General features: G+C 72.4%; 13 protein-coding genes and 1 tRNA gene. 9 read left to right on the top strand and 5 right to left on the bottom strand.

The window, feature by feature from the left end:
• Positions 1–91: 91 nt before the first annotated feature.
• From FBZ33_RS02135 to FBZ33_RS02160, 6 genes are all read left to right on the top strand, one after another.
• The gene (locus FBZ33_RS02135; RefSeq protein WP_185755187.1) at positions 92–2,404 is read left to right on the top strand and encodes a diguanylate cyclase; all 2,313 of its coding nucleotides are present in this window, start codon (positions 92–94) and stop codon (positions 2,402–2,404) included.
• Between the two features lie 9 nt (positions 2,405–2,413).
• Positions 2,414–3,376: a UTP--glucose-1-phosphate uridylyltransferase gene (locus FBZ33_RS02140; RefSeq protein WP_088951398.1), complete on the top strand. Its 963-nt coding sequence runs from the start codon at positions 2,414–2,416 to the stop codon at positions 3,374–3,376.
• Positions 3,373–4,686, top strand: a complete 1,314-nt coding sequence (gene glp / locus FBZ33_RS02145) for a gephyrin-like molybdotransferase Glp (protein ID WP_141907824.1) — start codon at positions 3,373–3,375, stop codon at positions 4,684–4,686. Before FBZ33_RS02140 ends, glp begins: the two co-directional genes overlap by 4 nt.
• A 109-nt stretch (positions 4,687–4,795) precedes the next feature.
• Complete coding sequence (locus tag FBZ33_RS02150; RefSeq protein ID WP_099850333.1) at positions 4,796–5,446, top strand: GNAT family N-acetyltransferase; 651 nt, start codon at positions 4,796–4,798, stop codon at positions 5,444–5,446.
• A 177-nt stretch (positions 5,447–5,623) separates the two neighbouring features.
• A complete protein-coding gene (locus FBZ33_RS02155) occupies positions 5,624–6,406 on the top strand; it encodes a hypothetical protein (RefSeq protein ID WP_185755188.1) in 783 nt (260 codons plus the stop codon).
• A 214-nt stretch (positions 6,407–6,620) separates the two neighbouring features.
• A tRNA-Ala gene (locus tag FBZ33_RS02160) sits at positions 6,621–6,694 on the top strand.
• 94 nt (positions 6,695–6,788) lie between these two features.
• Here FBZ33_RS02160 and FBZ33_RS02165 read toward each other — a convergent pair.
• Positions 6,789–7,661, bottom strand: coding sequence for a hypothetical protein (locus tag FBZ33_RS02165; RefSeq protein WP_141907825.1), 873 nt, complete (start codon positions 7,659–7,661; stop codon positions 6,789–6,791).
• 150 nt (positions 7,662–7,811) lie between these two features.
• Here FBZ33_RS02165 and FBZ33_RS02170 point away from each other — a divergent pair, with 150 nt between their 5' ends.
• Both FBZ33_RS02170 and FBZ33_RS32585 read left to right on the top strand, forming a co-directional pair.
• Positions 7,812–8,897 carry a Gfo/Idh/MocA family protein gene (locus tag FBZ33_RS02170; protein WP_141907826.1) on the top strand — a complete coding sequence of 362 codons (1,086 nt, stop codon included), beginning with the start codon at positions 7,812–7,814 and terminating at the stop codon, positions 8,895–8,897.
• Between the two features lie 32 nt (positions 8,898–8,929).
• Complete coding sequence (locus FBZ33_RS32585; protein WP_185755189.1) at positions 8,930–10,210, top strand: ferritin-like domain-containing protein; 1,281 nt, start codon at positions 8,930–8,932, stop codon at positions 10,208–10,210.
• Positions 10,211–10,438: 228 nt separating this feature from the next.
• Here FBZ33_RS32585 and FBZ33_RS02180 read toward each other — a convergent pair whose 3' ends face one another.
• A complete protein-coding gene (locus FBZ33_RS02180; RefSeq protein ID WP_185755190.1) occupies positions 10,439–11,017 on the bottom strand; it encodes a DUF4352 domain-containing protein in 579 nt (192 codons plus the stop codon).
• 457 nt (positions 11,018–11,474) lie between these two features.
• Entirely contained in the window at positions 11,475–12,131 is a 657-nt protein-coding gene (locus FBZ33_RS02190) for a 4'-phosphopantetheinyl transferase (protein ID WP_141907829.1), read from the bottom strand.
• Between the two features lie 202 nt (positions 12,132–12,333).
• On the opposite strand from FBZ33_RS02190, the gene FBZ33_RS02195 reads away from it, so the two are divergent.
• Positions 12,334–12,603, top strand: coding sequence for a hypothetical protein (locus FBZ33_RS02195; RefSeq protein ID WP_099850366.1), 270 nt, complete (start codon positions 12,334–12,336; stop codon positions 12,601–12,603).
• 45 nt (positions 12,604–12,648) lie between these two features.
• Here FBZ33_RS02195 and FBZ33_RS02200 read toward each other — a convergent pair whose 3' ends face one another.
• On the bottom strand, positions 12,649–13,431 hold the full coding sequence (locus tag FBZ33_RS02200; RefSeq protein WP_141907830.1) for a peptidase: 783 nt from the start codon (positions 13,429–13,431) through the stop codon (positions 12,649–12,651).
• On the bottom strand, positions 13,431–14,714 hold the full coding sequence (locus tag FBZ33_RS02205; RefSeq protein WP_141907831.1) for a VWA domain-containing protein: 1,284 nt from the start codon (positions 14,712–14,714) through the stop codon (positions 13,431–13,433). The genes FBZ33_RS02200 and FBZ33_RS02205 overlap by 1 nt, the downstream gene beginning before the upstream one ends.
• Between the last annotated feature and the right edge of the window lie 314 nt (positions 14,715–15,028).

A 15,028-nucleotide genomic window follows, 5' to 3' on the forward strand; every position in this document is an offset into this window, starting at 1 on the left:
CGGCACGCAACACTCCTGACGCAACGCCTCTCCCACGGTTGCACTGTGTCAGCATCGCAAGCAACGGAGGCGGAACTTCCGGGGGGACCGAGTGACGCTACGCGGGCGGTTGACAGCAGCCTTCCTCGTGGTGGTGCTCGGGCCGGTCCTGCTCGGCGCGCTGTTCGTCGCCTCCACGCTCGCGGCCGTGGACCGCAGCCGCTCCACCGAGCGCCTGGCGGTGGCGGCGTCCACAGTGCGTACCTCGGTCGACGCGCTCTGCCAGCAGTTGCGGGCCACCGCCGACGCGGTGGCGCTCACCGCCGAGCCGGCCGTCGGCGCCGCCCAACTGGTCGGTCGAGGTCTGGCCGCCGCGGTGCTGATCACCGACCTGACCGGCGAGGTCAGCTACGTCTCGCCGGGCGCGCCGCCGACCCCGTGGCGGGACTGCTCCGGCTCGACCACCGGTTCGGCCAGCCCCGTCCGGGCGCTGGCCGCCCACGTCGACCTGCGCGACCGCGCCGGCACGCTGCGGGGCACTGTGACCGCCGCGCAACTGGTCGACCCGGCCTTCGTGGCCCGGCTGGCGGCGGTGACCGGGGTGGCGGTCACCCTGCTCGACAGCGGAGCGAGCGCCGCGCGGGTCACCCACACCACCGAGTCCCGGGAGGTACGCGACGCGGTGCTGGCCGCCGCCAGCACCGTCGAGGGCGAGCGGGTCACCGAAACCACCGAGGGCCGGTACGTGCGGAGGATCGGGCCGTCCGACGAGCAGCCGCTGCCACTGGTGCTCTCCGTGCCCAGTGAACGGCCGCCGGGGCTGCACGCCACGCTGGTAGGGGTGGTCGTGCTGGCCGGGCTGCTCGCCGTGCTGACCGCCTGGCGGCTGGCCCGGGTGACCACCCGGCCGCTGGTGGAGCTGGCCGGTGCGGTGGACCGGGTGGCCCAGGGTGACCTGACCGCCCGCGTGCCGGTCCGCAGCCGCGACGAGCTGGGTCGGCTGGCCGCCGCGTTCAACCGGATGACCCGGGAGACCGGCTCCTACGTCGCGGCGTTGACCAGCAACCGCGACCAGCTTCGCGGGCACCTCGCCGTGCTCGGCGACACCCTGGCCAGCACGCACGACCTGCAACGCATCCTGCGGGTGATCCTGCACAGCGCCATCGGCGCGACCGGCGCGCGCGCCGGCGCGGTGCTGCTGGTGGAGGCGGGCGGGGTGCTTGTCGCACAGTGCACCGAGGGGCTGGACGGGCGGTGGCCGGAGGGTGACACGGACGGGTCGTCGACGCTTCGGGTGCCGGTGGGGGTCGGTGTGGTCGGCGCGGTCGCCGCCACCGGGGAACCACAGCGGGGCAGGGTGGAGCCGACCGAGGTTCCGTCGGGTGAGCCGCGCTGCCGCACGTACGTCGCGGTGCCGTTCGCGGCCCCGGGTGGAGGCGCCGCACCCACCCTCGGCGGGTCCGGCGACGAGGCCGGCGCGGCGGCGGCACTCGGCGTGCTGGCCCTGTACGACCGGCTGGGCGCCGATGAGTTCGACGACGACGACCTGGTCACCCTCCGCACCTTCGCCGGTCACGCGGCCGTGGCGGTGGACAACGTGCGGGTGCACGAGGAGGCGCAGCGACTCTCGCTCACCGACCCGCTCACCGGGCTGTGGAACTACCGCTACCTGCGCGAGTCGATCCGGCGGGAGGTGGAACGGGCCAGCCGGTTCGGGCGGATGCTCAGCATCCTCGCGATGGACCTCGACCGCTTCAAGGACGTCAACGACACGTACGGGCACGCTGCGGGGGACACCGTGCTGGCCGAGTTCGCCCGGCGGGTGCGCGGCGAGATCCGCGAGGTCGACCTGGCCTTCCGGCAGGGCGGTGAGGAGTTCGTGCTGCTGCTGCCGGAGACCGACGCGCGGGGCGCGGCGATCGTTGCCGAGCGACTCGGCGCGGCGGTTCGCGAGACGCCGATCGCCGTCGAGGCGTACGCCGGGCCGGTCCTGGTGACCGTGTCGGTGGGCATCGCCGTCTACCCGGACAACGGCAGCACCGGGCGGGAGGTGCTGGAGGCCGCCGACGACGCGCTCTACGCGGCCAAGGCGGCCGGCCGCGACACGTACCGGGTCGCCGAGGTGCGCCCGGACGTGCCGACGAGGGAGATACCGGTGCTCGCCTGCGCGGTCAGTCCACCCGACGGGCTGCCGCGCGCCGGTCAACCCGCACAGGTCATCCGGGAGCCGGGCGGGCCCGCCCGGTCGGAGCCGGCTGTGGGCGTACCGGAATCATCTGCGGCGCACGCGCGGCCGGAACCGGCCGGCGACGGCCCGGACAGCGCGACCGGCGGGGCGCGGGCCGGCCCGGACGCCGCGCGGCCGGGGCCGGGTGGCGGCGCGTCTTCTGGGCCACACCCGCCGCGACAGAGCCGTGGCCGATAGTCTCGCGGCATGTCGGAGCACTCAGCGAACCCCTCATCGACGGTCGCCGCAACTGGCCGTCCCCTGGCGGTCAAGGCCGTCATCCCGGCCGCCGGACTGGCCACCCGGTTCCTGCCAGCCACCAAGGCGGTGCCCAAGGAGCTGCTGCCGGTGGTGGATCGGCCGGTTCTGCAGTACATCGTCGAGGAGGCCACCCAGGCCGGCATCGGTGACGTGTTGCTGATCACCGGTCGGGGTAAGACGTCGATGGTGGACCACTTCGACCGTCGCCCAGACCTGGAGACCAGGCTGGAGGAGAAGGGTGACACCGAGCGGCTGGCCGCGGTGCGTCGCCCCAGTGAGCTGGCCGAGATCTACACCGTCCGGCAGCCCGAGCAGCTCGGGCTCGGCCACGCCGTCGGGTACGCCGAGTCGCACGTCGGCGACCAGCCCTTCGCGGTGCTGCTCGGCGACGAGTTCGTCAAGCCGTCGGAGCCGCTGCTGCCGGCGATGCTGGAGCTTCAGGCCCGCACCGGCGGTGTGGTGCTCGCCTTCTTCGAGGTCGACCCGGCCGAGACCAAGCGGTACGGCATCGCCTCCGTCGAACCCGCCGAGTCGGAGCTGACCGACATCGGTGAGGTCGTCAAGGTGACCGGGATGGTGGAGAAGCCGCAGCCGGAGGACGCGCCGAGCAACCTGGCGGTGCTCGGCCGCTACGTGTTGCCGGGCAAGATCTTCGACGCGATCCGGCGGACCAAGCCGGGCAGCGGCGGCGAGATCCAGCTGACCGACGCGATGGAGTTGCTGCGCACCGAGGGCACCCCGGTGCACGCGATCGTCTACCGGGGCACCCGCTACGACACCGGCATGCCGCTGGGCTACCTGCAGACGGTGGTGCAGATCGCCGCCGAGCGCGAGGACCTGGGCAGCGAGTTCCGCTCGTGGCTGGCCGACTTCGTCAAGGCCGACGCGGCGGGCGGATCTGGTACATGACCGCGACGGCCGACGCCGAGGCGGCCGCGAACGAGTTGACGCCGCTCGCCGACTACCTGGGCAGCGTGCTGCGCAGGTTACGCGCGCTGCCGCCACTCGACCTCGACCTCACCCAGGCGCACGGCAACGTCCTCGCCGAGGATGTCGTCGCGCCGCACGCCTTCCCGGCCTTCGACCAGGCTGCCGTGGACGGCTACGCGGCCCGCTGGGAGGACATTTCCGGAGGGGGTCGGGGCCCGAGCTATGTCCCGGCCCCCTCCGGCACGCCCGGCGGCCGGACCATCCGGCTCAACGTGGTGGGCGATCTGGGTGCCGCGAGCTGGCGGCCGGTCCGCCTCACCCCGGGTTCGTGCTTCTCGGTGGCCGCCGGGGCGCCGCTGCCGGTCGCCGCGGACGTGGTGGTTCCGGTGGAGTGGACCGACCAGGGCATGGCCGCTGTGGAGATCTTCCGTACACCCAAACGGGGGTACGGGGTACGCCGAGCCGGTGAGGAACTGCCCGTCGGCACTCTGCTCGCCCGCGCCGGCACGTACGTCTCGCCGGCCCTGGTCGCGGTCTTCGCCGCCACCGGTATCGGGCACGTGGTGGTCCGGCCCAGCCCACGGGTGGTCATCGTGGCCACCGGCGACGAACTGGTCGACGTGGGTCGGGGCAGTCAGCCCGGGCAGGTGGTGGACGCGAACTCGCACGCGTTGACCGCCGCCGCGGCCGAGGTGGGCGCACTGGCGTACCGGGTGGGGATCTGCGACGACGACCCGGAGGGGCTGCGCGGGCTGCTGGAGGACCAGACCCTGCGCGCCGACCTGATCATCACCACCGGGGGCACCGGCACCGGCCCCGGAGACATGGTGCGCCGGATCCTGTCCCGCCGCGAGGGCAGCCGGGCCGGGCCGGTCACGTTCACCGACGTGGCGCTCTATCCCGGCACCGCGCTCGGGTTCGGCACCGTCGGCGCCGAGGAGGTGCCGGTGGTCTGCCTGCCCGGCGACCCGGGCGCCGCGCTGATCGGTTTCGAGGTGCTGGCCCGCCCCGCCATCCAACTGCTCGCCGGCGCCGAGCCGGTGTTCCGACCCAGCGTGCGGGCGCACCTGCTGGAGACCGTGTCGTCGCCGACGGGGCTGCGCGAGTTCCGGCCGGCGCACGTCGCCGAGCGACGCGGCGGTGGATACACGGTCCAGCCTCTCAGCGGTGGGCCGTTCACGCTCTCCGGGCTGGCCGAGGCGAATGGCCTGCTGGTGCTCGGCGAGCGGGTCACCACGGCCGCCGCCGGTTCCACGGTGGACGTCCTGCTGTTGGACCGCCGCCGGTGACGGTGACCCGGTCGATCCGCCGGCTGGCCACTCGGGCGCCGCGCGGTCATCGGGTCCATGCGGTGGGTCCACTTGCGCGCGACACGGTCCCGCGCGGGAGACTGTCCGGGTGAGTCTCTTCGGACCCCCGCGGGCACCGGGCTGGCCGGTGGAGTTGGCGGACGGCCCGGTGTTGCTGCGGCCCTACCGGCGCTCCGACGCGGCGGCATGGTCGGAGATACGGCGGGCCAACCGGGCCTGGCTGGCACCCTGGGAATCGTCGCTGCCCGGCGCCTGGGACGACCTCAACTCGCCGGCCGCGTTCCGCTGGGTGCACCGTGACCAGCGTCGTTCCGCCCGTGAGGGTGAGGGAATGCCGTTCGCGGTCTGTCTGCGCGAGGCCGACCGGGACCGGCTGGTCGGGCACATCAACGTGGGCAGCATCGTGCGGCGGGCGCTCTGCTCCGGCTATGTCGGCTACTGGGTGGACGCCCGGGTCGCTGGCCGAGGTGTGATCCCGACGGCGCTCGCGCTCGCCGTGGACCACGCGTTCGGCCCGGGAGGGCTGCACCGGGTGGAGGTCAACATTCGTCCGGAGAACCGGCCGTCCCGGCGGGTGGTGGAGAAACTGGGCTTCCGCGAGGAGTCGTACCACGTGCGCTACATGCACATCGACGGCGCTTGGCGTGACCACATCGGATACGCGATGACGAGCGAGGAGATCGCCGCCGAGGGCGGCCTGTTGGCCCGCTGGCACCGGGTGCGCGCCGACGCCCGCTGAGTCGTCCCACGGGCGGGATCGGCGCGGCGCGGTGGCATCCCGGTCGGCGCGTCGTAACCTCAAGTAACTGCAAGCTGCGGCAAGCGCTCCCCGGCCGGACGATCGACGCACCAAGGCGCGATCGGTGGAAGATCCTGCGGTCCGGTGGCGGTTGCGACGAATTCGGTGACGGGAGGGGTGAGGGTGCCGACCTCGGTGCTCCTCGCCGTCCTCGCCGCCGCCGGCCTGCTCGCCCTGGCCCCGGCGCTGGTCCGCCGGTACGACGCCACCGAGCGGCTGGTGGCGGAGCGGGCGCAGTCGACGGCGCGGGTGCTCCAGCGCCGCCGACGGCGCCGCACTGTGCCCGGACGGCAACCCGTCCACCCACCGCGCTCGCTGGTCGTCACCCTCAGTGAGAACGCGACTACGGGGGTGTTGGGTGCGCCGGTCTCCGCGCCCCCGGCCGCCCGCCGCTCCGGTCGGCTGCGCGCCGTGCCACCCGCACCCAAGCGGTCCCGCCGCCGCCCGCCGCCGCGCCGACAGCACACCCCCGCCGTGTACCGGCGCCGGCGGGTGCTCGCCGCGCTGCTGCTCCTCAACGTCGTCGAGCTGGTCGGCGTGCTGTTCGTCAGCCCCGGCTTCTGGATCGGCTTCTCGGTCACCTTCCTGCTCCTGGCCACGTACGTCGTACACCTGCGCGGTCAGGCCCTCGCTGGGCGTCGCCGCCGCCGCGCCCGGGCCCGCGAGGCGGCCTGGCTGGCCGCCCGGCAGGCCGAGGTGCGCCGGGAACAGGCCCGCCGGGCGGCGGCCCGCCGGGAGGCGCAACGCCGCCTGGCCGCCCAGCGCGAGGGGGTACGCCGAGCCGCGATGGGCCTGGACCGCCCGGGAGACCTGCCGGCGGCAGTCAACGGTGGGTCGGTCTCGTACCGGCGCTCGGGTGGCCTACGCGGACGCCCCTACGAGGCCGGCCGCGGCGCCTGATCGTCGTGCTCTCGGCTTGATCGACTCGGGTTTCTGGAAGTCGGGGTGTCGTGGCGTCCTGGATGCCCCGATTTTCAGGGAGGCGAGTGGATCAAGCCGGAGGGTCGGAGCGCCGCGCCGGGGGCGGATTCGCGGTGGGGACCGACGACCTGTTAGCCTTGCTGCCGGCCCGCCCGGTGTAAGCCGGGTGGGACCGAAGCCGGCTCGCCGGCGGGGGGCTGTGGCGCAGACTGGTAGCGCACCTCGTTCGCATCGAGGGGGTCAGGGGTTCAAATCCCCTCAGCTCCACCCCAGGTCAAAGGCCGTTTCCGCTAGTCGGAGACGGCCTTTTCCGATCTTGCATGGCAACGGTCGGCGGGTCGGGGCCATCCAGCTCGCCAGGTCAGGTCCACCTCAGCCTGGCGAGTTCTGCCCGGAACTCCTTCAGGCTGAAAGTCCCGCCCTCGGCGGGCCTCAGCCTCAGCGAGTACGTCACGCCCCCGACCTCCCACCGCACCTGCCAGGAGAGTTCCGGGCTGCCGGTGATGGTGCCCTCGCGTGAGCCGATGGAGACGGTGCCGACGGCTGCCGAGGATTCCCCTCCAACCGTGCGGCCCGCAATCGCGACCAGTGTGGAGCCGTTCGGGTCGTTGTAGCCCTGACACCAGCCCTCATCGCAGTGACTCGAATGTGGACTCCACCTTTTGTCGGAGGCCAGGTCCGGCAGCTCGCGTTCGGAGAAGGTCGGTGGTGGCAGCGCACTGGCGGCGTCGCGGAGGACCCGATCGCCGAGGGGCTTCTGAAGCGACACGACGAGGGGCATCCGGATGCCGCTGGTCGAGCAGTCGTTGGCGTCGATGATGCGACCGTTCACCCCGACGACGACCTGGGTGTCCGTCTGCTCGGTGACCGTGGCCTGTGGTTGCACGACATCCTTGCAGCGCACGTCGGCGAGGCTGGCGTACACGTTGATGGTGGTGTCGTCGCGGGCGACCAGCGCCGCATTCCAGCCGATGGCCGACGTCACTGGCGGCGCTGCGGCCGGCGCCGTGTTCGCGGCCGGGGGTTGGGTCGTGGCCTGGTCGGGCACGCGGCGGCTGAGGAGGATGCCGCCAACGAGCGCGAGGGCGACGGTGACGCCCACCGCCGTGCCAACGACCCTCCGGTGACGGTCGACGTGATGCTCGCTGCCATTGCTCTTGGCGGGCCGTTCGTCGGTCTGCACAGCTTCCGTCCCCCCTGCCGCGACACGCGGAAACGGATCGTACGTGAGCATCCGCTGCTCCCGGGTCCCCTCGGATCGGCAGGTGGTCGGCCACCCCTACTGTCGGGCCGCGCGCAACGGGTCGATGGTCATCAGCACAACCGTAGTGAAGAAGGTGGCCCCGAAACGGTTAGCATCCGGACCTCTACGTGAGGAGCCCAGATGACTTCGGTGGCCCAGACCCGGTTCGGCATCGTCGGCAGTGGCTGGCGGGGTGAGTTCTTCCTGCGACTGGCTCGACTGCTGCCCGATCGGATGCGGGTTACCGGGGTGGTGACGCGTACCGAATCGCGTGGTGCCGAGGTGGCGGCCGAGTGGGGCGTGCCGACCTTCCGCACGGCGGCCGACCTGCTGGCCCACGAGCGACCGGACTTCGTCATCGTGTCGGTGCCCTGGCCGGTGACTCCCGACGTGACCCGCGAGTTGGTCGCGGCCGGCGTACCGGTGCTCGCCGAGACGCCGCCCGCCCCCGACGTGGCCGGGCTGCGCTCACTCTGGGCGGACGTCGGCGGCAGCGGTCTGGTGCAGGTCGCCGAGCAGTACCTGCTGATGCCGGGACACGCGGCCCGCCTGGCGGTGGTCCGTGCCGGGGTGCTCGGCGAGCCGACGTCGGTGCAGATCTCCTCCACCCACCTGTACCACGCGGTGTCGCTGATCCGTGGCCTGCTCGGGGTTGGTCACGAGAGCGCCGAGGTCAGCGCGCGCGCCTTCGTCGCGCCGCTGGCCAACCCGCTGTCGCCGGCCGGCTGGAGCGGTGACGACACCCCGCAGCAGCTCTCCACGACCCTCGCGACAATCGACTTCGGCGGGCGGATGGGTTTGTACGACTTCACCGACAACCAGTGGTGGAACCCGTTGCGGACCCGCCGGTTGGTGGTGCGGGGTACGCGCGGTGAGCTGGTGGACGACCGGGTCGTCCGCCTGGTCGACCCCACCACGCCGGTGGAGTCGTCGCTGAGCCGACGCCAGACCGGTCTCGACCTCAACCTCGAAGGGCTCGACCTGAAGCACATCAGCTTCGACGGCGACGTGGTCTATCGCAACCCCTTCGTCGGCAGTGGGATGTCCGACGACGACATCGCGGTGGCCGACATCGTGACCCGCACCGGTGCGTGGGCGCGGGAGGAGGGCCCGGCCCCGTATCCCCTCGCCGAAGCCTGCCAGGACCACCTGATCAGCCTCGCCATCGAAGAATCCGTACGCGCCGGCCGGCCGGTCGTCACCGACGCCGAGGCGTGGGGGCGGTAGCTCCACGATTGTGGAAGAACGGGGGAAACGACATGGGATTCGAGACCTGGGTACGCGAGTTCACCGAAAACGCCGAGCGTCGCCGAGAGGAGCCGGATCCACCGTGGGACGAGGGGAGTCCACTGTCGCGAGCACTCATTCGCAGCCTGCAGAGATTCCAGGCCGGTGAGGACGGCGACGGCGCGAACCTTATCCGGAAGAGCGCCAGTGCTGGTGATCCGAGCTACCTGGCGGCGGTGCGACTGTTCGTCGCTGAGGAGCAGAACCACGCCCGTCTCCTCAAGCAACTGCTGCTCAGCACGGGCGGGGATGTCATTGACGGTCACTGGACCGACCGGGTCTTCGTGGCGATTCGGCGCGCCCTGGGGTTGCGGCTGGAACTGATGACGCTGATGGTCGCCGAGGTGGTCGCGTTGCGCTACTACCGATCCGTTCGTGACGGTACGGCCGATCCGCTGCTCGCGGACGTGGGCGCCCGCATCCTGACCGACGAGCAGAGGCACGTGCCGTTCCACACCGAGCGGTTACGCGAGGCATGGGACGGGCGCAGCCGACCGGTACGGGCGGCGTTGGCCGCAGGGTGGTGGGCGTTGCTGCTCGGCGCCGTCGTCGTGGTCGCTTACGGGCACGGCGCCGCGCTGCGTCTGCTCGGTGTCGGCCGGCTCCGGTTCATCGCCGATACCGCGACGCTGTTCCGGCCGGTCGTACGGGAGGTGCTGTTCGTTCCTCGCCGAGAGGTTCGCCTGACCACCCCCACGACCGAGGCCGAGCAGCCCGAGATGGCTTCGACGGTTCGGAGAACCAGGACGCGGCTCTGGCGTTGGGGCACGATCCTGCTGGTGATCGCCGGATTGGCGGTGGCGCTCTACCCGCCCGCGCACTTCTGGGGTCCGAGGCCCTATCGGCACCCGGACGGGCTGTTCGGTGTGACCCGGGGCGACTTCGAGGACGACATACTGCCGCACTACGAGGTCAGCCTGCCGTGTGACGTGGACGGCCTCCGGTACAGCAACGCCGAGGACATGACCGGACCGATGGGCCAGCTGTACCTGCACTTCACCACGTCCCAGGGATGCCTGGACCGGATCCTTGACGGCTGGGCCGCCGTACCGGCAGAGCCATCGACGATGGCACCGACCGATCCCGGTTTCCCGCTTCCCGCCGCGGCCATTCCGGGCACGATCGGGTGGCGCTTCGACGCGCCGTCTTACCAGGTCTACCGACGCGAGGGGGACGTCGTGACCGGAGACGTGGTGGTGGTGCGCGACGGCAGGCAGCTCAGCGTGTACCTTCTCGCTCGCTACGCCTACTGACGACGCCGGCGACAGGTCCGGCAGCTCCACTTTGTCGCTTCGGCGACAGTGCGGCTGCCCGTCCGGGCACGGTCGAGGTGCTCGACGCCCCGGTCGACGCCCAGCCGAGTGGAATTACGGACAACGGGACCATCGTCGGTAGCGCCGGGCCGGTGCGCTTGACCGGCTGCTGACCCACCGACTCGCGACAGTGTGAGGCCGGCCCGTCGGGGCCGGCCTCACGTCGCGTCACGGCTTCCAGGAGCCGGCGGTCTCGAACCTGTGCTGGTACTCCAGCACCCCCGACGTGTCGGGTACGTCGAACACCACGCTGCCGGTGCGCCTGGTGCCGGCGGTCAGGTCGTCGGCGGGGGGCATCGGTTTGCCGCACCCGGAGAAGGCCCCGGCGATCGCGTTGGCCTCGGTGCCGTCGGCGGCCACCCACTCGAAGAAGAGCGGGTTCGCCGAAGCGGTGCCCCTGGTGACGGTCAGCGTCACGTCGGCGATCACGTACATGCCCTCGTCCGGCTTGAGGCCATAGGGAGCGCACGGCTTGGTGGCGGTGCTGAACTTCGTCACGGTGATCTCGATGGTGCCGCCGTCACCATCGATGACCAGGGTGTCTCCGGGTGCCATGTTGCGAGTGTCGCCGCTGGCCGTCGACGAGGGGGCTTTGGCCGACGGCTGAGCGGTGGCCCGGGTCACCGCGGGGGTGGGGCGCGCCTCGGTCACCTTGTCCGCGGCCCGGTTGGTGCCGATGACGACCGCCACGATGCCCCCGGCGCAGCTGAGGAGGGTGAGGACGGCCGCGGTGATGGCGACGGCCACGACTGTCCTCTTGGAGCCCTGCGTCGGCGCCGCCGGCGGTGCGAGGAGTGGATGACCCGGCCAGCCGATTGCCGTGTGGCCTCCGCCAGCGCCGACGTACCCACCGCCGGCCGTCGGGTACGCGGTGCCCGAGAACGGCGGCTGCGACGCGCTCCCCGCCGCAGACCACGGGCTGGGCGGCAGTGGTGCCTGCGAAAGCGTCGACTCAACAGTGGACTGCGGCTGTGTCACGGGGGACGACTGCGTCGGTGGCTCCGGGTTCGGGTGCTGGGGGTGCTGCGGCCCGGCGGGGGGCTGGGGGTGGGTCACCGTACTCCTTGACGCCTCGGTACGTGCGGTTCGGGAACCCGCCGACGCTACCGTGCGTGGCCGATCGCCCGGTCGCCGCGCCGGATTCCGTCCCACCGTCGACGGCGACCCTCGCTTCGATCCGGTCAGCCTGGACGGTGTCCGGGAATCAGCCCAGTGGGAGCACTGCGGCGGTGCGGACCAGCCCGCCGGCGACCACGAACCGGCCGACGATGGTTTTCGGCGGAGCCTCGACCGCCGCAGCGTCCACCCGGGCCGGTGCGATGCGGGCCGTGAACGTGCCGGCGTCCGGGTCGACGTCGAGCTGGGCGTCACGGAAGCCGAGCCACGTCCCGACCACCGGGTACCACACCTTGTAGACGGTCTCCTTGGCGCTGAACAGGACGACCGGCCAGGAGATGTCGCCGGGCAGCCGTGCGCAGAGGGCCTCCTCCTCGGGCAGCAGCACCATTCTGCGTACTCCCGGATCGACCTCGTGGTGCTGCTCGGCGTCCATTCCGACGGATCGGACATCGGTGGTGAGCGCCGCCGCGGCGGCGCAGTAGCCGGCGGTGTGGGTGATGGTGCCGACCACCCCGGCCGGCCAGACGGGCGCGCGGTCGGGGGCGGCCGGCACGGCGGTCGGTGGCAGGCCGAGACCGGTCATGGCCCGACGGGCGCAGGTCCTCCCAGCGGCGAAGTCCCGCCGACGGGTCTGCACAGCCCGCTCGCTGAGGCACGCCTGCTCGGCGGGGAGCAGTTCGCCGACCCAGTCGTCCGGCCCGGCCACGGCCACGGCGACTGTCGACGGCAGCAGGTCACGCATCGCGGCAGCCTACTGGTCGGTGGGAGCAGCGGCTCCTGTCAACCGTCAGATTTCCGACTCCCACGACGGGAGAAGGTACCGCAAAGATGTAACACCGGAGGGACGTGCAGCGCGCCCTCCCTGATGGCTCCGGGGGGACCACCATCAAGAACTGGTCAGGCAGGGCAGCCGCCAGTCCCGTGGACATCTGGAAGGACGTGCGATGACCGATGGTGCGGAACGGTCGGGGGTGCGGGTGGACGATCACGCCCCGAAGACCCCCTGCTGGAGCTGCGGCTCCTGCGGCGACGAGTGGCCGTGCGCGACGAAGCGCAGCCGGCTGCTGGCGGAGTACGGGAGTGACCGCGCGATGCTCAGCGTCTATCTGGGTTCCTGTCTCGCCGCCGCCACGGAGGATCTGCGCGCCGCGCCGGTGATGTCGCTCCAGAATCGGTTCATCGGCTGGTTGCCACGCGGCTCCCGCCGGGGTTGAGCCGCTGGTGGCCCCACCTTCGGGCAGGGCCACCAGCGGGGCGGTTCAGCGACGCCGGGGCCGCCTGGTCACCGCGAAGCCGACGACGCCGGCCACCGCGGCGAGCACGCCGCCGATGGCGGTCCAGACCCATCGCGAGCCGAGGTTCGGCAACCAGTCCGCCGGCGAGTCACCGTCGTCGCCAGCTTCCGGGTCCGCCACGGGTACGGCGTTGAGCACCGTGCCCGCCTTGGTGTTCGGCACCAGCGGCGCTGCCAACTCACCGTCGTCGGCCGAGGCGCCCCGGTCGGCGACCGTGCCGACCAGCAGGTCCACGTCGATCGGTGCGCCCAGATCCGGCTCGGGCAGATCGATCACGGAGAGCCTGATGACGTACGTGCCGGGCAGTGGATCGGCCGACCAGGGCTCCGCCCACGGTCGTACCTCGCGCAACGTGCAGCCCAGCACCACGCTCGACGCCTTCGCGTCCACCGTCGGGGTCTGTGCCCCGGCGGTGCACGCCTGCCGCCGGCGCAGCCCGTCGAACACGTCGACCGTCCAGGTGGAGGCGCCGCTGCGCCCCTTCGGGAAGGTGACGGTGGCGGTGATCTCGTGCACCTGGCCGGCTTTCGCCGGGAACGCCCAGTAGAGGTGGTCGCCGATCGACGCGTCCACCCGTACCGGTTGCCCCGCAGCGATCGGGGTGGCGCTGAGGAACGACGTGCCGGCCCGGTTCACCGGCGTGGCGCCCGGGGAGGGGCTCGGGGCGGCGACGGCCGAGGCGGGGAGCAGCGCAGCCCCGCCGGCGGCGAGCAGCGCCGCCAGCGATCGGAACAGGGCGGTACGCATCAGTTCTCCCTCCAGGTGGCGACCCACCAGCGGGTGAGCAGCCCGGCGATCAGGCCGGTGAGCAGCCCGGCGACGGTGAGCAGGGCGAGCAGCGCCCAGCCTCGACCGAGGTCCGGGCCGTCCGGTGCCGGTGCGGCGGCGACCACGTCGATGGTCAACTCCACGGGCATGCCCGGGGTGGCCGCGGTGCCGGGGCGCGGGGCGAACGAGTTGCTCACCACCAGGCAGACGGTGGTGGGCTCGATGACCGGCGCGGAACTCTCCTCGGCCTTCGCGGCATCCTCGTCGTCGGCGCTGGCCGACCAGCGCAGCCCGGCGGACAGCACATCGGCCCGTCCGCTGCCGGCGTCAGCGCCGCGAACCAGTTCCCGGCCGTCCGCTGCGGTGGCCCTCAGCAGGACCCCGTAGTCCCGGTTCACTCCTCGGTCCAGCGACATGCTCACCGACGCGCGCAGCTCCTGCCCGGGGCGTACCGGCACCCGGTAGTAGCGGTGCTCGGAGAACGCCTCCCGGTCGGCGTAGACGCCGGGGGCGAGCAGCGGCGCCGAGTCGCAGACGTTCGTGCCGCCGACCACCGTCGGGGCGCGGGTGTTCGTGTCGCCGGCCCGCTCGACGAGCTGTTTGATCCGTCCGGTCAGCTCCTCGGCGCTCTGTGCGGCGGTGTAGGTGCCGCCGGTCGCGCTGGCGATGCAGAGCAGCTGCTTTCGGACCTTCTCGTCGGGGGCCAGACCGAGGGTGTCGACGACCAGGCTGGTGCCCTGGGCGGCCAGCTCCCGGGCCACCTCGCACGGGTCCGGCGGGGCGCAGGTGTCCTCGCCGTCGGTGATCAGCACGATCCGTCGGGTGGTGGCCCCTCGGCCCAGGTCCTCAGCGGCGGAGCGCAGTGCGAGGCCGACCGGTGTGAACCCGGTCGGCCGCAGCGTCGCCACGGCAGCTTTGGCCGCGGACCGGTCCACCGGGCCGACCGGCACGATCTGCTGAGTGTCCTGGCAGCCGACCTTCTTGTCCTTGCCGCGGTAGGTCGCGCCGAGCACCCGGATGCCGAGCTGGGTCTCCGCCGGCAGCGCGTCGACGACCTCGTTGAAGGCCTGCTGGGCAACGGAGATCCGGCTGCGCCCGTCGATGTCGGCGGCGCGCATCGAGCCACTGACGTCGAGCACCAGCTCGACCCGGGGCGGCTCGGGCACCGGCTCCTCGTCGGCCTGCGCCGGGGCGGGCCCGGCCAGTGCGGTGGTCGCCAGCAGCCCGAGAAGGACCGCCGTCGATCGTCTGAAGTTGATCACGGCCCGCAGTGTAGTGAGATCCACTTTGGATGATCGTCCGGGTGGGCGTGGATCAGACCCCGGCGCCTCCGGCCAGGTCGATGACCGCCTCCGACCTTGCGTTTCCGCGCTCTGGGTCCACGCCAGGTCACCCTCGGTCAACTGCAGGCGGGTACGAGTCGGCCCGGCCACCATCCGTCGGAAATCTGACCCAAGTTGACCCGTTGTGCCGGTGGTGCGCGGTGGTTAAGCTCTTCATGCGCGCCCCAATCGCCCGCTTCCCCCGTGGCAGGCGATCGGGGCGCGCGTCTTTGTCGAAAGGCCCCGCACGGTCA

Source organism: Micromonospora sp. A202 (genome assembly GCF_006715105.1).
GTDB classification, from domain to species: Bacteria; Actinomycetota; Actinomycetes; order Mycobacteriales; family Micromonosporaceae; genus Micromonospora; species Micromonospora zamorensis.